Raw genomic sequence first — 18952 nt, 5'->3', positions numbered from 1 at the left:
CGCTTCGGCCTCTGTCGGCGCCTGAGCCCGGGAGGGCGCCGCCGTTCGGGTGTGAGAATCGTTCATCTCAGCGTGTCGACCGGCTCGCGTTCCGTTCACCCGGTTCATCTGGCACTCTGGAGTCCGTGTTGCGGCTTGCAGGTGCACGGCTGCTCGATGATCGGGACTATCCGGCGGTGCGCGCTGCACTCGCCGCCGACCCGGTGGGCAGCTGCATGGTCAGCGCCCGGGTCGAGGCGGCCGGTCTCGACCCGTGGCGGCTTGGTGGCGAGCTGTGGGCGGCCGATTCCCGTCCGGTCCGCGCTGGACGGCTCACCGGTTTGTGTTTCGCCGGTCCGAACCTGATCCCGTTGCGCGGCAACGCTTCGGCGCTGCGGTCGTTCGCCGACCGGGCGCTGCGCCGGCAGCGCACCTGCTCCTCGCTCGTCGGGCCCGCGCCGCAGGTGCTCGGGCTCTGGGACGAGCTGTCGCCGGAATGGGGACCGGCCCGCGAGGTCCGCGGCGACCAGCCTCTGATGGCGCTCGAAGGCGATCCGCTGGTGGCGGCCGACGCGCAGGTCCGCACCGTCCGCCCGCACGAACTGGACCGCTATCTGCCCGCGGCGGTGGCGATGTTCATCGAGGAGGTCGGCGTCGACCCGCGCGCGGGCGACGGCGGGGCCAGCTACCGCGCCCGGGTGAGCGAGCTGATCTCGACCGGCCGCGCGTTCGCCCGGTTCGAGGACGGCGAGGTCGTGTTCAAGGCCGAGATCGGCGCGATGTCCGCGCGGGTCGGCCAGATCCAGGGCGTGTGGGTGCATCCGGACCGGCGCGGCAGCGGGCTCGGCACCGCGGGCACCGCCGCGGTGGTGAACCGCCTGGTCCACGGTCTCGGCCGGACCGCGAGCCTGTACGTGAACGGGTTCAACGCGCCCGCGCTCGCGGCGTACCGGCGGATCGGGTTCCAGCAGGTCGGGCAGTACGCGACGGTGCTGTTCTGAGCTGGCTGCGCCGCGGCCGGGCGAGGTCGTAGGCTGGGGACATGTCCGTTCGCGCCCCGTTGAAGCCCGGCGTCCAGACGCCGCGCCGTGCCGTCCCCGCCGACATCGCCCGCCCCGAGTACGTGGACCGGCCGGCGCCGAAGCGGGACACCGGCAACGGAGTGCGCACGCCCGAGGTCATCGAGGCGATGCGGGTCGCGTCGAAGATCGCCGCTCAGGCGCTCGAAGAGGGCGGCAAGGCGGTCAAACCGGGCGCGACCACCGACGACATCGACAAGGTGGTGCACGAGTTCCTGCTCGACCACCACGCGTACCCGTCGACGCTCGGCTACCGCGGCTACCCGAAGTCGTGCTGCACCTCGCTGAACGAGGTGATCTGCCACGGCATCCCGGACTCGACCGTGATCGAGGACGGCGACATCTGCAACATCGACGTGACGGCCTTCATCGGCGGCGTGCACGGCGACACCAACGCGACGTTCCTCGCCGGCGACGTCTCCGAGGAGGCGCGGCTCCTGGTCGAGCGCACCCGCGAGGCGACCGCACGCGCGATCAAGGCGGTCCGCCCCGGCCGCCAGCTCAACGTGATCGGCCGCGTGATCGAGGCGTACGCGAAGCGCTTCGGCTACGGCGTGGTGCGCGACTTCACCGGCCACGGCGTCGGCCCGGCGTTCCACACCGCGCCGACGGTGCTGCACTACGAGGAGCCCTCGGTGCAGACGCTGATCGAAGAAGGCATGACCTTCACCATCGAGCCGATGATCACGCTGGGCACGATCGACTACGACGTGTGGAGCGACGACTGGACGGTCACCACGAAGGACAAGAAGTGGACCGCCCAGTTCGAGCACACGCTTGTGGTGACGGCTGACGGCGCGGAGATCCTGACGCTTCCGTAAGACTTCTCGTGAGTGGCGATCCCGGTTCTAACCGGGATTAACACTCACGAGGCGGGACCTCCGACGGTTCGGGGCGAGAGGCGATAGTGCGCCCCAATGTGGCATTGGGTGCGTGGGACGCACCGAATGTGGCATTGGGTGCGTCTGATGCACCCAATGTGGCATTGGGGCGCTTGAGCCCGCACGTAGGCAGCCGGAACGCGGTGCGCCGCAACCGGCTAAACACTCACAAACCCTCGGCCCGGGCGATCAGCTCGTCCAGGAAGCCCGCCGCTTCGGCGGCCGCCCGGTCGGCGTCGCGGGCTTCGATCGCGTTCACCAGCTCCCGGTGCCGGATGTCCTCCGCGTGCTCCGGGTTGTCCGAAGTGGACGCCACGCTCGCGGTGATCGCTTCCATCAGCCCGCGGTAGAGCTCCAGCAGCAATCCGTTGTGCCCGCACCGGACCACGACCTGGTGGAATTCCGCGTCGCTGCGGGCGAAATCGTCGATATTCCCCTGGTCCCAGTCGGTGTCCCGCCGATTGAGCAGCACACGCAATTCGGCCAGGTCTTCCTCGGTGCGCGCGGTCGCGGCCAGCCGGGCACCCTCGACCTCCAGCAACCGGCGGACGTGCAGCACCTCGCGCAGTTCCGTCCCGCACAGCCGGCGGATCGCGCCGGACACCTCGCTCGTCGCGCGTACATACGTGCCGTCGCCCTGACGGACTTCCAAGATTCCGGTGTGCGCCAGCGCGCGCACGGCCTCGCGGACCGTGTTGCGCCCGACTCCCAGCTGCGCGGACAGCTCCGGCTCGGTCGGGATCCGGTGCCCGATCAGCCATTCTCCGGCGGTGACCGCCTCGCGCAGCTGATCGATGACCTGGTCGACGAGTCCGGCGCGGCGGGTGGTGGCCAACGGCACAGCCTGATCCCTTCATCCAATCATCCTACGTATGGAATAGTAGCGCACATGCCCGCCGATTCCCGAGACGCCGCAGCCGTGTCCACAGCCACCTATTCCGACCGGCTCGAACTGGAGCTGGAAGGCAGCCTCGAGGAAGAGGTCCCCCGCGGCCGCCGCCCGGGCGTGGTGGCCGGCGGTGTGCTCCTGGCGATCGCGGTGGTGCTGACGGCGATGAACCTGCGGCCGGCGATCACGAGCGTCGGCCCGCTGCTCGCGGAAATGCGCGGAAGCCTCGGCGCCTCCGCGGTGTGGGCGAGCATTCTCACGACCCTGCCCGGCCTCTGTTTCGCCGGTGCCGGGCTCGCCGCGCCCGTGCTGTCGCGCCGACTGGGCATCGGCCGGGCGATCGGGCTCGCGCTGGCGGTGCTGACCGTCGGCCTGGTGGTGCGGGTGCTCGACGGACCGTACGTCGTGCTGGGCGGCACGCTCGTCGCCACCGCCGGAATCGCGCTGGTCAACGTGCTGATCCCGGTGGTCATCAAAGACTCGTTCCCGGCTCGCGTCGGGCTCATGACCGGCGTCTACACCGCGGCGCTGCAGGGTGGCGGCGCGGCGGGGTCCGCGCTGACCCCGCCGCTGGAATCGGCCTTCGGCGGCTGGCGTTCCGCGCTCGGCGCGTGGGGCGCGCTATCGGCGATTGCTTTGGTGGCATGGCTGATCGCTTCGCGCGGTGCCGGCCGGCCGCCGCGTCCGGCCGCCGGTGCCGCACCGGCCCGGTCGCTGATGCGCAGCCCGCTGGCGTGGATCGTCACGATCTTCTTCGGCCTGCAGTCGTTCATCGCCTACATCGTGATGGGCTGGCTGCCGCAGGTGTTCATCGACTCGGGCGTCAGCAAGGCCGACGCCGGGCTGCTGCTCGGCCTGATCTCGGTGATCGCGGTGCCGATCAGCCTGGTGATCCCGCCGATCGCGGCGCGGCAGAAGAGCCAGAGCCCGTGGATCCTCGGCTTGGGCGTCTTCGGTGCGGCCGGCATGCTCGGCCTGATCTTCGCGCCCGGCTTCTCGCCGCTGCTGTGGAGCCTCCTGCTCGGCATCGGGATGAGCGTCTTCTCGCTGGCGCTGACAGTGATCGCGCTGCGAGCCCGGACCGGCGCCGAGACGGCGCGGCTGTCGGGAATGGCGCAGGGCTTCGGGTATCTGCTCGCGGCGGTGGGGCCGTTCGTGTTCGGCCTGCTGCACGACGCGACCGGCGGCTGGACGGTGTCGTTGATCGTGCTGCTCGTGGTGATGGTGACGCAGATGATCTTCGGCGGACTGGCCGGGCGGCGCCGGTTCGTGTGACCTGACGGGAAACGGGCGGCCCGGTGGGTTGCCGGCCGCCCGTTTTCGTTGTGGTCCCAGGCGGAATCACGCGACAGACAGCTCTTCCAGCACCGGCCCGGGAAGCTGGCCGGTGCGCCGGACGTCGTCGAGCGCGGCCACCGCGACCGCCAGGCATTCCGCGGTCCACTCGGACGGCTTCGCCCGAAGCTCCTCCAGCAACGCCTGCGTCGCGGCTGTCGTTCCCAGCTGCGCCCGCCGGACGGCGAACTCCAGCTCGAGATCGGTGACCTCGCTCCAGCGAGCGGCCATTTCTTCCTCGGCCACAACGATTTTCCCGGCGATCATGTCGGTCATGTCAGTCCCCGCACCTCCGCGGGAACAGTAACAACGCGACCTCCCCGTGACCCGATCCGGGAATCGGGCCACTCTGGGTGTTCCCCGGGTCAGTCCAGCGGAAGATTCAGCAGCGCGTTCTCCACCAGTTCCGGCATCGCCGGGTGGATCCAGTACTGCCCGCGCGCCATCGACCGCGCGTCGAGGCCGAAGCTCATCGCCTGGATCAGCGGCTGGATCACCGTCGACGCCTGCGGGCCGATGATGTGCGCGCCCAGCAGCTGCCCGGTCGCCGGGTCGGCCAGCAGCTTCGCGAAACCGGTGGTGTCCTCCATCGCCCAGCCGTAGGCGATTCCCGCGTAATCCTGCTTCGAGACCACAAAGGACAGTCCGCGTTCGGTCGCCTGCGCCTCGGTCAGCCCGACCGACGCCACCTGCGGCGAGGTGAACACCGCGTGCGGCACGAACCGGTGGTCGGCCTTGATGCGGTCGTCCGGATGCGCCAGATTGTGTTGCACCACGCGGGCTTCGTGGTTCGCGACGTGCTTCAGCTCCAGCGGCGACGAGATGTCCCCGAGCGCGTAGATGCCTTCGACGGACGTCTGCTGGTAGTCGTCCACCACGACGTGCCCGCGCTCAGTGGTCGCGACGCCGGTGGCGGCGACGTCGAGCAGATCCGAGTTCGGCTTGCGGCCGGTGGCGACCAGAATGAGGTCAGCCTCGACGGTTTCCGCGCCCTGCGGGCCTTCGAGATCCAGCGCGACTCCGTTGTCCGTGCGGCGAGCGCGGACCGTTTTGCGGTCCAGCCGGACGTCGAACCGCTGCGAAGCCAGTTCGGTGAACCGCGCGCTGACGTCCGCGTCCTCTTGCCGCAGCAGCGCGCCGGAGCGGTTCACCAGCGTGACCGCCACGCCGAACGACGCGAAAACGTGCGCGAACTCCGCCGCGATGTAGCCGCCGCCGAGCACCACGATCCGCTTCGGCAGGGTGTCGAGCCGCATGACCGTGTCGGAGGTGTAGTAGCCGGTTTCGGCCAGTCCCGGCACGTCCGGGACTACCGGGCGGCCGCCCGCGGCGAGCACGAACCGGTCAGCGGTGACGACCTCGTCCGGACGGCTGTCGGCGAAGCTGACCCGCAGCTCCTTCATGCCGGTGAACCGGCCTTCGCCGCGGTAGACGTCGACGTTGCGGTTGTCCTCGTGGTTCTCGCGGTACTCCGCGCCGCCCTCGGCGATCGGGTCGATCCGGCCGAAGATCCGGTCCCGGATGTCCGGCCAGCGGACCGCGGTCAGCTCCTCGTCCACGCCGAAGCGCGAGCTGTGCGCGGGCGTCGCGGCGACGTCGGCGGCGTAGACGAACATCTTCGTCGGGATGCAGCCGACGTTCAGGCAGGTCCCGCCGAACACGCCCTTCTCGACGATGGCCGTCCGGAGGTCGGCGAACTCCGGTCCGAGGATCGAGTTTCCCGATCCGGTCCCGATGATCACCAGGTCGTAGTGCGGCACGGCGGTCCTTCCCGAAAGCGGTCTGCTGCCAGACTAGTCAACTCCGGAGCCCCGCCCGGGTGTTCCCGGATCACTCGCCGTTGGCTGTGAAGTGCATCCGGTCGACCGGCGAGGTCCACGATCCGCCCCACTGCCAGCCCACCCCGGCGAACGCGCGCACGACGGGTCCGCCGGCGGCGACCATCCCCGGCCGCGCGTTCGCGCGGTCGACGTAGGCGGACGCCAGTTCGGGGACGACGAGATCGCCCTTGGTGTAGGGATTGCAGAACGGGTTGACGTCCACCGCGAGCCCGTACGCGTGCGCGGACCAGTTCTTCTGCCCGCGAGCCGGACGGCAGACGAACGCGCTGGTGTCGTTGCCGTCGCCGGTGGGCGGCGCGTCGAGTTCGGCGGGGGAGGTGATGCGCATTTCCTCGATGGGGAACTGCTGCGCGTACAGCTCGCCGAACGCCTTGACCACCCCAGGAGCGGCGTCCTTGCGGACCAGCAGTTCGCCGGTGTGCGCGCGATGGTCGAAGCCCCAGAAGGAAAGCGTGACGTAGCGGAGGTCGGCCGACGACACCGGGCACGCGGCCTGCCAGGTGCTGCGCTTGAGCACGGTGTCGGGGACGTCGGCGATCTTCGCGGCGTACGTGGTGCTGGCCGGCGGCGGAAGGAAATCCCGGGTCGGCAGCGAGCGGTTCACCAGTTCGGGTGGAGTCGGCTGGATCTCGCCGAAGCCGTCCGGGCGCAGCGGCAGCGGATGAGCACCCACCTGCCAGGTGACGGCGGGCGCGCTCGTCGCTGTCCGAGTTGCCGGAAGTGTCGGGCTGGGCGGAGCCGACGGGGCGCTCAACGGGCCCGGCGGGGGAGCCGCGGGGGTGCTGGGGGCACATCCGGCCAGCAAGAAGGCCGTCAGCGCGCCGGCCGTCGCGGCTGTTTTCCGTCGCATGTCTCCAGCTAAGCGAATGCGCTCGGTGTATAGAGAGTCCACCCGTTTCAGTGACACCGTTTTGGGCTTGCTCCGATTAGGGTAATCGCCGCCGTGTGTGCACGCGCCGGAGTCGGCTGACTCCCGTGCGCGTCCAGGCTGTGCTGTCGTAGTGCCGATGAAGGGAAAGCCCATGCCCGCGAAGCTCCGTCGTCCGGTCCTGCTCGCGGCGGGGTCGCTGCTCGCCGCGGCGATCGCGGTCCCGGTCGGTTCGGCCTGGGCGTCGGCTCCGGCCGGCCCGGGTTCGCACGCGCAGCCCCGCATCGTCGGCGGCAGCGAAGCTTCCCTGTCCGACCATCCGTACGCGGTGTACCTCACCGACCAGAGCGGTTCGCAGTTCTGCGGCGCGGTGATCGTGAGCCCGACCGCGGTGGCGACCGCCGCGCACTGCGCGAAAGCGGTGCCGAAGTCGTCGGTCCGCGTGGTCGCCGGCCGCCAGGACAAGCGCGGCAGCGACGGCGTGGAACTCGGCGTTTCGAAGGTCTGGGTGAACCCGGACTACAGCGACCCGACCAAGGGCGACGACATCGCGGTCCTCACCGTCCGCGGGCAGCTGCCCTACCGCGCGGCGAAGGTCGCGGGCAAGAGCGACCAGTCCCTGTACGCGGAAGGCACGCGGGCGACCGTGCTCGGCTGGGGACGGCTCTCCGAAGGCGGGGAGCGCTCGGACGTGCTGCGCAGCGTCGACGTGCCGCTGGTCAGCGACTCCACGTGCAAAAAGGCCTACGACACCTACGACCCGGCGAGCATGGTGTGCGCCGGGTACCCGCAGGGCGGCCAGGACGCCTGCCAGGGCGATTCCGGCGGACCGCTCGTCGAGGGCGACACGCTGATCGGCATCGTGTCCTTCGGCGACGGATGCGGGAAACCGGGCAAGCCCGGGGTGTACACGCGGGTTTCGCAGTTCTCCGACGACATCGCGGCGCAGTCCCAGGCGCGGCTGTTCGGCTGAGCTGTGTTAAGCAGGGTGGCGTGACGACTTTGCACCGCGCCGCCGGGCCCGAACTCTCCGCCGCCGAGCTGTACGAGATTCTCCGGCTGCGGTCGGACGTGTTCGTGGTGGAACAAGACTGCGTGTACGCCGACATCGACGGGCGCGATCTGCTTCCGGAAACGCAGCACGTGTGGCTGAGTTCCGGCACGGAGGTCCTGGCGTGCCTGCGCGTGCTGGCCGAACCCGGCGGCGGCTCGCGGATCGGCCGCGTGGTGACGGCGAAATCCGCGCGCGGACAGGGTTTGGCGGCACAGCTGATGGCCGCGGCGCTGGACGGCGCGACCGGGGAATTCGTCCTGGACGCGCAGACGTATGCGCAGCAGCTCTACGCCCGGTTCGGGTTCGTCGCCGAAGGCGAGGAATACCTTGAGGACGGGATCCCGCACATCACCATGCGCCGCAAGGGTTAGCCGCGGGGAGCGGTCGCGGCGATCACCTTCACCGCGCGCTCGACGTCCGCTTCGGACAGATCCGCGCGGGCGGTGAGGCGCAGCCGGGAAACACCGTCCGGCACGGCAGGCGGGCGGAAGCAGCCGACCTGAATTCCTTGCTCCGCACAGGCTTCTGCCCACGCGGTGGCCGCTTGCGGCGACGGCGTCCGCACGGCGACCACGGCGGCCTCCGGCAGATCGACCGGCAGACCGGCGTTCTTCAGTCCCATCGCCAGGTTTCCGGCGTTCTCGACGACCTTCGCCGGCAGCTCCGGTTCAGACTTCAGCACCTGCAGCGCGGTGAGCGCGGCGGCGGCGCTGGCCGGAGCGAGGGCGGTGTCGAAGAGGAAGCTGCGCGCGGTGTCGACAAGATGCCGGATCACCCGGCGCGGACCGACGACAGCGCCGCCTTGCGCGCCGAGGGAGTTGGAGAGCGTCAGCGTGGTGACGACATCCGGCGCGGACGACAAACCCGCGGCGTGCACCGCGCCCCGGCCGCCTTCGCCGAGGACGCCGAACCCGTGCGCGTCGTTGACGACCAGCGCGGCGCTGTGCGAACGGCAGATTTCGGCGAGTTCGCCCAGCGGGGCGAGTTCGCCGTCGGCGGAGAACACCGAGTCGGTGACCACGATCGCGCGCGGTTTGCGGCGCGTGGCGAGTGCGTGCTTGATCGCCGACGGAGTGGCGTGCTCGACGGCGGCGATGTCCGCGCGGGAAAGACGGCAGCCTTCGACCAGCGACGCGTGGACGTACTTGTCGGTGACGATCGCCGATTCGGACCCGGACAGGGCCGTCACCGCGCCGAGGTTGGCGGTGAATCCGGAGGAGAACACCAGCGCCGCCTGGGCTCCGCAGAACCGGGCCAGCTCGTGTTCGAGTTCCGCGTGGAGTTCGGTGGACCCGGTGACCAGCCGCGATCCGGTGGCCCCGGCACCCCAGCGCAACGCGGCCGCGGCGGCTGCCCCGGCGACGCGCTTGTCGCGGGCGAGGCCGAGGTAGTCGTCGCCCGCGAGATCGAGCGCGGCGTACTGCGCGGGACGCGGGTTCATCCGCCGGGAGAGACCGGCTTCCGCGCGCCGCTGGCCTTCGGCCTCAAGCCAGTCGAAGACGTTCTCAGGCGGCAGCGGCGGAGTGTCAGTCACTCAGGCAGTGTCGCATCCGGCCGGTGGACGCGTTTGCCGCCCCCGCCTCGGCAACGGCGGGAAGCGTGGCAGGGCAACGGAAACGGCTGCGGCTTCGGGGCCCGAAATCTGCCCGGAGGGTCGTGAGCGGCAGTGCCGGTTCCCACCGGCTTTACCGCGTACAAGACTTTCCGGAAACGAAGAACGGCCCCGCCGGAGCGGGGCCGTTCTCAGGAATCAGGCGTCGTGTCCGCGGCGCGGACCGCGGTTCGGACGCGGCGGGCGACCGAAGCCGCCGCCGGAGCGCGACTGCTGACGGCTGCGGCTGTAACCGCCGCCACCGCGGCTGTCTCGAGAGCCGTAGCCACCCTCGCGGGAAGCGTAACCGCCCTCGCGACCGCCTTCGCGCGAGTAGCCGCCTTCGCGACCACCCTCGCGTGCGTAGCCGCCTTCGCGCGGAGCGCGACCCTCGAACGAGCCACGGTTGTAGCCGCCTTCGCGGGAACCGCGGTCGTCACGCGAGCCATAGCCGCCACCGCCGCCACCGCGACGGTCGTCGCGCGAGCCGCGGTAGCCGCCGCGGTCGCCGCCGAAGCCGCGGCCGCCGGAACGGCGCGGGGACTCCCGGCGACGCTCCACCACCGGCTCGCCGCTCGGCTCGCGGGCGCCGGTGATGCGCGACAGTTCGTCGTCGTGGGTGCGGATCATCGTGGTCTCGGCGCGCACGCCGGCCCGGTCGGTCATCCGGCGGACGGTGCGCCGCTGGTCGTTCGTCACCAGGGTGACGACGATGCCGGACGCGCCCGCGCGGGCGGTGCGGCCGGCGCGGTGCAGGTAGTCCTTGTGGTCCGCGGCCGGGTCCACGTGCAGCACCAGCGAGATGTTGTCGACGTGGATGCCGCGCGCGGCGACGTCGGTGGCCACCAGGACCGCCGCGTGGCCTTCCTTGAAGTCGGCCAGGACGCGGTTGCGCTGCCCCTGGGTCTTCCCGCCGTGCAGGGCGACGGCGTGCACGCCGCTCTCGCGCAGCCGCTCGGTGAGCCGGTCCACGTGGTGCTTGGTGCGCACGAACATGATCGTGCGGCCCTCGCGGGCGCCGATCCGGGTGATGATGTCCTGCTTGTCCGAGTGCGACACCTGGAACAGGTGGTGGTCCATCGTGGTGACGCTCGCGGTCGACGGCGCGACCGAATGCGTGACCGGGTCGGCGAGGTACTGCCGGACCAGCTTGTCGACGTCGCCGTCGAGCGTCGCGGAGAACAGCAGCCGCTGCCCGCCGGGCGGGGTGAGGTCCATGATCTCGCGGACCTGCGGCATGAAGCCCATGTCGGCCATCTGGTCGGCCTCGTCGAGCGCGATGAAGTTGCAGTCGCCGAGCGAGGCGGTGCCCTGGCGGACGTGGTCCGACAGCCGTCCCGGGGTGGCGATCAGCAGGTCGACGCCGCGGGCGAGCGATTCCGCCTGGCGGCCGAAGGACATGCCGCCGACCGCGGTGCGGCACCACAGGCCGAGCGATTTGGCGAGCGGGGTCAGCGAGTCGGCCACCTGCATGGCCAGTTCGCGGGTCGGCACCAGCACGAGCGCGCGGGGGCGCTTCGGGCGGGCCTTGCCGCCGTCGAGCCGGGCCAGGATGGCCAGGCCGAAGGCCAGCGTCTTGCCGGACCCGGTCTGGGCGCGGCCCAGCACGTCGCGGCCGGCCAGCGCGTCCGGGATGGTCGCGGACTGGATCGGGAACGGCGAGTCGATGCCCGCCTCGGAAAGCGCCCGCAGCAGCGGCTCGGGCAGGCCCAGCTGGGCGAAGGTCTTCACGGCGGGGGTTTCCACCGTGTCGTTGTGGAGAACGTCTCCACCGGCCGGCCGGTGCCGCGGCTTGCGCTCGGGGCGGCCCGCTCGGGAGCGGGCGGACTGGCCGGAGTCGTACGTGATGGTCACAAATGCCTCTCGGACGTGGCACGTCGCAAGGGAGGCCCGGGCTGCCCGCGCGCAGGCAGGGCAAGATGGTGTGGCGATGGGCGTTCACAGGGACGGACCCGGTGCGCCTAGCCATGGCGTGGCACACCGACGGAAATTGCTTCGGATGGCCGCGAGTCCTTCTGCGGACTGTGGAGGCGACGGACACCAACTCATCCACGCCGCCGTTGCGGTCTTGACACACTCTACCTGAGAGATCGCGGTTGCCCCGCACCCAGGTGGGCGGTTGTGGGCGGGGTCGCAGGTGTGGGCTGGCGCACAGCCCGCGGCCCCGCCCGCGCGCTCACCCGAGCCCGGCCGCGTTTTCCAGTTCCCGCACCAGGTCACCGGTGCCGGTGACCTGTTCGGACAGTCCTCGGCTGTGGAACCAGCCGGCGAGGTTCGCGACGTCGCGGGCGAGGAATTCCCGTCCGCGCGGGTTCGCGATCACGTCGACCGCCTGCGGCAGGTCGATCACCATCAGGTGACCTTCGTGCACCAGGAGGTTGTACGCGGACAGGTCGCCGTGGGCGAGTCCTTGCCCGGCCAGCAGTTCCATCGCGGACACGGCCTGCTCCCACAGGTCGGCCAGTTCGTCCGGTTCTGGCCGCAGCTGCGCCAGCCGGGGCGCGGCGGTGCCGTCGGGTTCGCCGAGAAACTCCAGCAGGATTTCGGTGCCGTGCCGCTGCACCGGATACGGCACCGGAGCGCCGATCGTCCACAAGCGACTGAGGACGGCGAACTCGGCCACCGCCCACTGTTCGGCGATCAGGTTGCGGCCGAACGAGGTGCGCCCGGCCATCGCCCGCATCTCGCGGGAGCGGCGCATCCGCCTGCCCTCGAGATAACCCGCGTCGCGGTGGAACAGCTTGTGCTCGTCTGAGCGGTATCGCTTGGCCGCCAGCAGCACGCCGTCGGCGCCGGGAAGGTTGCGGCGCAACAGGTGCACGTCCGCTTCCTTGCCGGTCTTGAGCACGCCGAGGTCGGTGTCGACCGCGGCGAGTTCGGTGACCACCCAGTCCGGCCGCGGATGCGGGCCCTGGTCGGCGTCGTCCCAGTTGCTCCACCGGTCGGCGCCGTCGGGCAGTTCGGTTTCGGTGTAGGCGTCTTCGCGAAGCTGGGAAAGCCGGATTCGTTCGGCTTCGGTGAGCCGTCCCCGGCGGGCGGGGGCGGGCTGGTCGTCGTAGCGGGGGCGACGGCGCATCCGGCGGTCGGAGTAGTCGGAAGCGTCGGAAAATTCGTCGAAATCGTGCTCGCGCACTGGTGGGTTCTCCTAGATCAGGGTGCCCACCGGGCGAGCGCGTGCTCTAGCCGAGGCGGGCGGGCGGAAGAGGGCAGGACAGCGCCCGGACAATCTCCACGACGCACCTCCCTTTCTTCCGGCAGCCGGCGGAACCTCGCCGGTCGCCGACCACCTTGCCGCCCGCCTCGAACCCGCGCAACCGATTTAATTCGCGCCCGCCCACCGGGAGAGCGCGGCGTCGAGGAGCTTCTGGTCGTCGTCCCCGGAACTCGCCCAGACGATCACCCCGTCGGGACGGACGAGGAGGCTCGGCTCGTCGGCGGGATCGGCGACGTACGCGAGCCGATCGTCCAGCCCGGACACCGCGAACCGGCCGTCAGAGGAGCGGTCGACGAGCACGAACCGGCCGTCGTGCGCGTGGTCGGCGAGACGGGTTCCGGACGTCAGCTCGACGTCCCCGGCGATCGACCCGACCGGAGCGTCGGCGGCATCGGTGTCAGTGACGTCGTAGTGCTGCAGGATTCCGGACGACAGCGCGACGATGCGGTTCATCGCGGCGGGAACCCGGAGCAGTTCGCCGCCGACGATCTTGCGCAGCTGTGCGGTGCGTTCGTCGCCGCGCAGGAGCGCGACCTGGGCGCGGGTCCAGTCGAGCACCCACTCGCCGACCGGATGGCGTTCGGTTTCGTAGGTGTCGAGCAGCCCGGCCGGGGCCCAGCCCTGGACGGTCGCGGCCAGTTTCCAGCCGAGGTTCGCCGCGTCGCCGAGGCCGAGGTTCAGTCCCTGTCCGCCGAGCGGGGAGTGGACGTGCGCCGCGTCCCCGGCCAGGAACACGCGGCCGTGCCGGTAGTGCCGGGCCTGGCGGGTGTTGTCGGTGAACCGCGTCGCCCGGCCGCGGATTCCGGAGATGACGACCGGGACGCCGGTGACGTCGCGGACGGCTTCCTGCAGTTCCTCGACCGACACCGGGGCGTCGCGATCCTGCGGCGGTTTCCGGAACCGGCTGAGGAAGATGCGGCCGGGGACCGGGCCGTACGCGTAGACGCCGCGCGGCGTCCAGGTCCAGCCGGGCCGCAGGCCGCTCGCGTCCTCGAAGTCGGTGATCGCCTGGTAACCGGTCATTTCCGGGTCCGTGCCGACGAACTCGAAGCCGAGCTGCTTCCGGATGACGCTCCGCCCGCCGTCGGCCGCGACGAGCCAGTTCGCGGTGAACTCGCCCGCGCTCGTCTCGACGGTCACGGATTCGCCGGTGTCCCGCACGCCGCGCACCTCGACGCCCCGCCGGATGTCGACGCCGAGCTTGGCGCAGTGGTCGCCGAGCATCAGCTCGACTTCCTGCTGCGGCACGCCGAGCCCGTTCGACACCGCCCGGTGCGCGGCGAGGACCGGGTCGCTCTGGTCGATCAGGCCGTTGTCGAACAGGAAACCGGCGAAGTGCCCGGCGGCCAGGAACCGGCGGCCGCCCCGCTTGGCGGCCTCGACGGCCGGGCCGAATTTGCCGACCGATTCGAGAAACCGCCGCTGCGCCGCCTCCGCCGCGGGCAGCAGGCCGCGCCGGTCGAGCAGTTCGGCGCTGGCGACGTTGACCGATCCGGCCTTGATGGTCGGATCCGGCTCCGGCAGCCGGTCCAGCACCGTCACCGGCACTCCTCGCAGCGCGAGTTCCCCGGCGACGAACAGCCCGGTGGGCCCGGCCCCGGCGACGATCACCTCAGTCCGCTCCATGACGCGTTCCCCTTTACCCTTGCTCGATGGCTTAACCAAGTGTGCTTACTGAGTAAGCTTACTGAGTAAAGGTAGCACGGAAGGGGAGACCCATGCCCAATCGAGGCGATCGAGGCGGGGCCAGGACGCGAGCGCGGATCGCCGAGGTGGCGACCGGGCTGTTCCTGGAACGCGGATTCGACGCGGTCACGATCGCCGAGGTCGCGGCCGCGGCCGGGGTGTCCAAGGTGACGGTGTTCTCGCACTTCGAGCGCAAGGAGGACCTGCTGCTGGACCGCCTGCCGGAGGCGATCGAACTGGTGCGGTCCGCGGTCCGCGAACGGACCGGCGGCGCGGTCGACGCGCTCCGGCGGCTCGCGCTGACACTGCTGGAAGAGGCGCACGTGCTGTCCGGCGTCGGCGGCGACATCGGGCCGCTGATGCGGACGGTCGCGGACTCGCCCGCGCTGATCGCGCGGCTGCGGGCGTTCGGCTACGAGATGGAGGCCGAGCTGGCTGAAGAACTCGCCGGGGACGCGCGGTTTTCCGGGGACGCGGCGCTGGTCGCGGCGTTGGCGGTGGCGGCTTACCGGACCGTGGCGGTGGAGACGATCCGGCGCCGGCTGGCCGGGGAGGACCTGGCTGAGCTGGCGGTGTCGCACCGGGAGCGGCTGGCGCGGGCGTTCGACGCGGTGGAGCGCGGGGTCGGCGAGTGAGACGGCGCCGGCTCTCCGGTGTCCAGCGCCGCCTCGGGCGGGTCAGCGGTTGACGAACGCGAGGTGTGCCGCGTCGTAACGCTCGCCCGCGAAGTTCTCCGGCGCGGCGACGGCTTCGATCGCGGCGAGGTCGTCGCCGGTCAGGACCACGGACAGGGCGGCGACGTTTTCCTCCAGGTACTGCTTGCGCCGGGTGCCCGGGATCGGCACCACGTCCTCACCGCGCGCCTGCACCCAGGCCAGCGCCAGCTGTCCGGTCGTGACCTCTTTCGCGGCGGCCAGCTCCTCCAGTTTCGCCACGATGGCGAGGTTCCGGTCGAGGTTGCCGTCGGCGAAACGGGGCTGGTAACGCCGCACGTCGTTGTCCGCCATCGTTTCGGTCGAGCGGTAGCGGCCGGTCAGGAAGCCGCGGCCGAGCGGCGAGAACGGGACGATGCCGATGCCGAGTTCGCGGCAGACCGGCGCGATTTCGGCCTCCAGGTCGCGGGTCCACAGCGACCATTCGCTTTCCAGCGCGGCGATCGGGTGCACCGCGTGCGCGCGCCGGACGGTCTGCGCGCTCGCCTCGGAAAGCCCGAGGTGACGGACTTTGCCAGCCTCGACCAGTTCCGCCATCGCGCCGACGGTTTCCTCGATCGGCACGTCCGGATCGACCCGGTGGAGGTAGTACAGGTCGATGTGGTCGAGGCCGAGCCGCCGCAGCGAGGCGTCGCAGGCCTGCCGCACGTAGGCGGCGTCGCCGCGGACTTCGGTCGGTTCGCCGAGACGGTTCGCGATGCCGAATTTCGTTGCCAGCACTACCTCGTCGCGACGGCCGGCGATCGCGCGGCCGATCAGCTCCTCGTTGTGGCCGGAGCCGTAAAAGTCGGAAGTGTCCAGGAAATTGATCCCGAGGTCGAGGGCGTGGCGCAGCGTCTCGATCGACTGCGCGTCGTCGGTGTCGCCGTAGCCGTGGCTCATTCCCATGCAGCCCAAGCCCTGCGCGGAAACCGTCAGTCCGCCGAGGTTCCGGGTCGGGACGTCGGTCATGGGGTGCTCCTTCTGCGTCGTGGATCTTGTCCGTGGCGACGCTAAGAGCTAGAGCGCGCTCCAAGTCAAGCATTAGGCTCGCGGCGGTGGACTACGACGCGGTGATCGTGGGCGGCGGGCACAACGGGCTCGTCGCCGCTGCTTATCTCGCCAAGGCCGGACGGTCGGTGCTGGTACTGGAGCGGCGCGCGGAGATCGGCGGGGCGGCGGTGTCGTTCCGCGCTTTCCCCGGGGTGGACGTCCGGCTCTCGCGCTACTCGTACCTGGTCAGCCTGCTGCCGAAGCGGATCGCGGCCGAGCTGGGGCTGGGCATCCAGTTGCGGAGACGCCGGATGTCGTCCTACACCCCGGCCGGGGAGACAGGTCTCCTTGTCGACACGGGCGACGACGCGCGGACCGGCGCGTCGTTCCGCGCGGTCACTGGGTCCACAAAGGACTATGCGGCCTGGCAACGGTTTTACGCGGCGGCGGCGCGGGTGGCGGAAGCGACGTTCGATTCGCTGACCGAACCGTTGCCGACGCGCGCCGAGCTGCGCCGACGGGTCGGCGACGACGAGGCGTGGTCGACCTTTTTCGAGCGCCCGGCGGGAGAAACGCTGCGGGAGCTGTTCGAGGACGACGTCGTGCGCGGGGTCGTGCTGACCGATGCGTTGATCGGCACTTTCGCCTCCGCGGACGACGAGGAGCTGCGGCAGAACCGTTGCCTGCTCTACCACCTCATCGGCAACGGCACCGGCGACTGGGACGTCCCGGTCGGCGGAATGGGCGCGGTCACCGATGCGCTCGCGGAGGTTGCCCGTCATGCGGGCGCGACGCTGGTCACCGGCGCGGAGGTGCTGTCGGTGACGCCGGATGGCGAAGTCCGTTACCGCGAAGGCGAGACGGAACGCTTGGCGGTCGGTGGGCATGTCCTGGCTAATGTCGCGCCGCGCACGCTCGCCCGGTTGCTTGGCGAGGAACCTGCGGAGTCGCCGGAGGGTGCGCAGCTGAAGGTGAACATGGTGCTGCGGCGGCTGCCCCGGTTGCGTGACGGGGCGGTCGATCCTGGCGACGCGTTCGGCGGGACTTTCCATGTCAACGAATCGTTTGCCCAGCTCGAAACCGCCTACCAGGAGGCTGCGGCGGGCCAGATCCCGACGGTGCCGCCGTGCGAGATCTACTGCCATTCGCTGACTGATCCGTCGATTCTCGGTCCGGCCGAGCGGGCGGCGGGCGTGCAGACGCTGACGTTGTTCGGCCTGCACATGCCAGCCCGGTTGTTCGAAGCGGACAACGACGGGGCGCGGGCGGAGGCGTTGCGGGCCACTGTGGCGTCGCTGGACAGCGTGCTCGCGGAGCCGATCGAGGACTGTCTGCTGCTGGATGCCGACGGAAAACCGTGCATTGAAGCCAAAACGCCGCTGGACTTGGAGGCGGAGCTGGGGTTGCCGCGCGGGCACATCTTCCACCGCGACCTGTCATGGCCCTACGGCGATGACGAGACCGCGGGCAACTGGGGCGTCGAGACCGGGCACGAGCGAGTGTTGCTGTGCGGGGCCGGGGCGGTCTGCGGCGGCGGGGTGAGCGGGATCCCCGGGCACAACGCGGCGATGGCGGTGCTCGGTCGACGTTTCGGCGGCGGACAGGCAAGGTGAAAACATGCGCGTGATCGTGATCGGCAGCGGGATCGGCGGGGCTTCCACGGCTTACCATCTGGCGCTGCACGGAGCGGAAGTCGTTGTGGTGGACGCGGACCGGGCCGGGGTGGCGACCGATGCCGGTGCCGGGATCGTCAGTCCCTGGACGTCCAATTGGGACGAGGCTGTTTATCCGCTCGCGGCGGCTGCTGGCCGGTATTACCCGGCTTTGGCGGCTGAGCTGAGCGAGGCGGGTTATGAATCTTCGTATGAGGTTGTCGGCGGGATCGTGGTGTCGGCTCTTGAGGAGGAGTTGACCGCGGCTTATGACCGGCTTGTCGCGCGGGTCGCGGATGCGCCGGAGGCCGGGGTGGCGGAGCGGCTGGACGCTGGGCAGGCTCGGGAGCTTTTTCCGCTGCTGGCTCCGGAGTTGGCGGCGGTGCATCTGCCGGGGGCCGGGCGGGTTGACGGGCAGGTCTTGCGGCGGGCGTTGATCTCGGCGGCGATCGACCGGGGGGTTGAGTTCGTGACCGCGGAGGCTTCGTTGGAGCCGGGGCTGCGGGTGCGGGCTGGGGCGGACGAGCTGGCCGGGGACGCGGTGGTGCTCGCTGCCGGGGCTTGGTCGGGGCAGGTGGCGGAGGCGCTGGGGGTGCCGGTGCCGGTGGCGCCGCAGCGGGGGCAGATCAGTCATTTCGACGTGCCCGGGGCGGATACGGCTGGCTGGCCGGTGGTGTTGCCTCGGACCAGCCATTATCTGTTGTCGTTTCCCGGTGGGCGGGTGGTGGCTGGGGCTACTCGGGAGACTGGGGCCGGGTTTGACCATCGGGTTACGGCGGCTGGGCAGCGGGAAGTGCTGGAGCATGCGTTGACGGTCGCGCCTGGGCTCGCGGATGCGGGGTTGGCGGAGACTCGGGTGGGGTTTCGGCCTGCTACGCCGGATTCGTTGCCGTTGCTGGGGCAGGTGGCGGCCGGGTTGTATTTGGCTACGGGGTTCGGGCCTGCTGGGCTGACGTTGGGGCCGTATGCGGGGAGGTTGGTGGCGGAGTTGGTGTTGGGGGCGGATGTGCCGGGGGAGTTGCTGGCTGGGTGTGCGTCGGGGCGGTTTGCTTGAGGGTGCGGTGATTCTCGGCGGTGGGGCGGCTCGTCGCCTGGCGGCGACATTGCGCGCCGGGGGCGTGGGGGCACCCCGAAGCTAAGTGTGCTGACGGTTCGGGGGTGGTTGTGTATGGGGGGAGGATTGCGGTTATAAAACCCC

At 70.7% G+C, this 18952-nt stretch carries 17 protein-coding genes; 8 read left to right on the top strand and 9 right to left on the bottom strand.

What is annotated here, in order from left to right; translation table 11 throughout:
- The first annotated feature begins 125 nt into the window (after nucleotides 1–125).
- Both ACWGIC_RS40750 and map read left to right on the top strand, forming a co-directional pair.
- Nucleotides 126–980, top strand: coding sequence for a GNAT family N-acetyltransferase (locus ACWGIC_RS40750; protein ID WP_452081299.1), 855 nt, complete (start codon nucleotides 126–128; stop codon nucleotides 978–980).
- 41 nt (nucleotides 981–1021) lie between these two features.
- A complete protein-coding gene (gene map, locus ACWGIC_RS40745; RefSeq protein WP_452081298.1) occupies nucleotides 1022–1879 on the top strand; it encodes a type I methionyl aminopeptidase in 858 nt (285 codons plus the stop codon).
- Between the two features lie 226 nt (nucleotides 1880–2105).
- Here map and ACWGIC_RS40740 read toward each other — a convergent pair whose 3' ends face one another.
- Nucleotides 2106–2780 carry a FadR/GntR family transcriptional regulator gene (locus ACWGIC_RS40740; protein ID WP_452081297.1) on the bottom strand — a complete coding sequence of 225 codons (675 nt, stop codon included), beginning with the start codon at nucleotides 2778–2780 and terminating at the stop codon, nucleotides 2106–2108.
- Nucleotides 2781–2828: 48 nt separating this feature from the next.
- Between ACWGIC_RS40740 and ACWGIC_RS40735 the strand changes: the two genes are divergently transcribed.
- Nucleotides 2829–4103, top strand: coding sequence for a CynX/NimT family MFS transporter (locus ACWGIC_RS40735; protein ID WP_452081296.1), 1275 nt, complete (start codon nucleotides 2829–2831; stop codon nucleotides 4101–4103).
- 66 nt (nucleotides 4104–4169) lie between these two features.
- Here ACWGIC_RS40735 and ACWGIC_RS40730 read toward each other — a convergent pair whose 3' ends face one another.
- The 3 genes from ACWGIC_RS40730 to ACWGIC_RS40720 form a co-directional block, all read right to left on the bottom strand.
- Nucleotides 4170–4439: a hypothetical protein gene (locus ACWGIC_RS40730; RefSeq protein WP_452081295.1), complete on the bottom strand. Its 270-nt coding sequence runs from the start codon at nucleotides 4437–4439 to the stop codon at nucleotides 4170–4172.
- 89 nt (nucleotides 4440–4528) lie between these two features.
- On the bottom strand, nucleotides 4529–5923 hold the full coding sequence (locus ACWGIC_RS40725) for a mycothione reductase (protein ID WP_452081294.1): 1395 nt from the start codon (nucleotides 5921–5923) through the stop codon (nucleotides 4529–4531).
- Nucleotides 5924–5993: 70 nt separating this feature from the next.
- Nucleotides 5994–6854 carry a M15 family metallopeptidase gene (locus tag ACWGIC_RS40720; protein ID WP_452081293.1) on the bottom strand — a complete coding sequence of 287 codons (861 nt, stop codon included), beginning with the start codon at nucleotides 6852–6854 and terminating at the stop codon, nucleotides 5994–5996.
- 172 nt (nucleotides 6855–7026) lie between these two features.
- On the opposite strand from ACWGIC_RS40720, the gene ACWGIC_RS40715 reads away from it, so the two are divergent.
- The gene (locus ACWGIC_RS40715) at nucleotides 7027–7845 is read left to right on the top strand and encodes a S1 family peptidase (protein ID WP_452081292.1); all 819 of its coding nucleotides are present in this window, start codon (nucleotides 7027–7029) and stop codon (nucleotides 7843–7845) included.
- A 20-nt stretch (nucleotides 7846–7865) separates the two neighbouring features.
- Nucleotides 7866–8297 (top strand): GNAT family N-acetyltransferase, encoded by a 432-nt coding sequence (locus tag ACWGIC_RS40710; RefSeq protein ID WP_452081291.1) that lies wholly within the window; start codon nucleotides 7866–7868, stop codon nucleotides 8295–8297.
- Here ACWGIC_RS40710 and ACWGIC_RS40705 read toward each other — a convergent pair.
- The 4 genes from ACWGIC_RS40705 to ACWGIC_RS40690 all read right to left on the bottom strand — a co-directional run bounded on the left by ACWGIC_RS40705 (nucleotide 8294) and on the right by ACWGIC_RS40690 (nucleotide 14357).
- Complete coding sequence (locus ACWGIC_RS40705; RefSeq protein ID WP_452081290.1) at nucleotides 8294–9460, bottom strand: 8-amino-7-oxononanoate synthase; 1167 nt, start codon at nucleotides 9458–9460, stop codon at nucleotides 8294–8296. The genes ACWGIC_RS40710 and ACWGIC_RS40705 overlap by 4 nt on opposite strands.
- 216 nt (nucleotides 9461–9676) lie before the next feature.
- Nucleotides 9677–11371, bottom strand: a complete 1695-nt coding sequence (locus ACWGIC_RS40700) for a DEAD/DEAH box helicase (protein ID WP_452081289.1) — start codon at nucleotides 11369–11371, stop codon at nucleotides 9677–9679.
- A gap of 322 nt (nucleotides 11372–11693) precedes the next feature.
- Nucleotides 11694–12650 (bottom strand): serine protein kinase RIO, encoded by a 957-nt coding sequence (locus tag ACWGIC_RS40695; RefSeq protein WP_452081288.1) that lies wholly within the window; start codon nucleotides 12648–12650, stop codon nucleotides 11694–11696.
- A gap of 186 nt (nucleotides 12651–12836) precedes the next feature.
- Nucleotides 12837–14357: an FAD-dependent oxidoreductase gene (locus ACWGIC_RS40690; protein ID WP_452081287.1), complete on the bottom strand. Its 1521-nt coding sequence runs from the start codon at nucleotides 14355–14357 to the stop codon at nucleotides 12837–12839.
- A gap of 92 nt (nucleotides 14358–14449) precedes the next feature.
- Here ACWGIC_RS40690 and ACWGIC_RS40685 point away from each other — a divergent pair, with 92 nt between their 5' ends.
- A complete protein-coding gene (locus tag ACWGIC_RS40685; RefSeq protein ID WP_452081286.1) occupies nucleotides 14450–15052 on the top strand; it encodes a TetR/AcrR family transcriptional regulator in 603 nt (200 codons plus the stop codon).
- 42 nt (nucleotides 15053–15094) lie between these two features.
- Here the strand turns inward: ACWGIC_RS40685 and ACWGIC_RS40680 are convergent, their stop codons facing one another.
- Nucleotides 15095–16081: an aldo/keto reductase gene (locus ACWGIC_RS40680; protein WP_452081285.1), complete on the bottom strand. Its 987-nt coding sequence runs from the start codon at nucleotides 16079–16081 to the stop codon at nucleotides 15095–15097.
- 86 nt (nucleotides 16082–16167) lie between these two features.
- On the opposite strand from ACWGIC_RS40680, the gene ACWGIC_RS40675 reads away from it, so the two are divergent.
- Together ACWGIC_RS40675 and ACWGIC_RS40670 are read left to right on the top strand one after the other, a co-directional pair.
- Nucleotides 16168–17715, top strand: coding sequence for a phytoene desaturase family protein (locus ACWGIC_RS40675; protein ID WP_452081284.1), 1548 nt, complete (start codon nucleotides 16168–16170; stop codon nucleotides 17713–17715).
- Nucleotides 17716–17719: 4 nt separating this feature from the next.
- Nucleotides 17720–18808, top strand: a complete 1089-nt coding sequence (locus ACWGIC_RS40670; protein WP_452081283.1) for an NAD(P)/FAD-dependent oxidoreductase — start codon at nucleotides 17720–17722, stop codon at nucleotides 18806–18808.
- Nucleotides 18809–18952: the final 144 nt, after the last annotated feature.

It is taken from the genome of Amycolatopsis sp. NPDC054798 (genome assembly GCF_053611505.1).
Note: the sequence above shows the minus strand (reverse complement) of the source record. Positions and strands in the feature narration are given on the sequence as shown.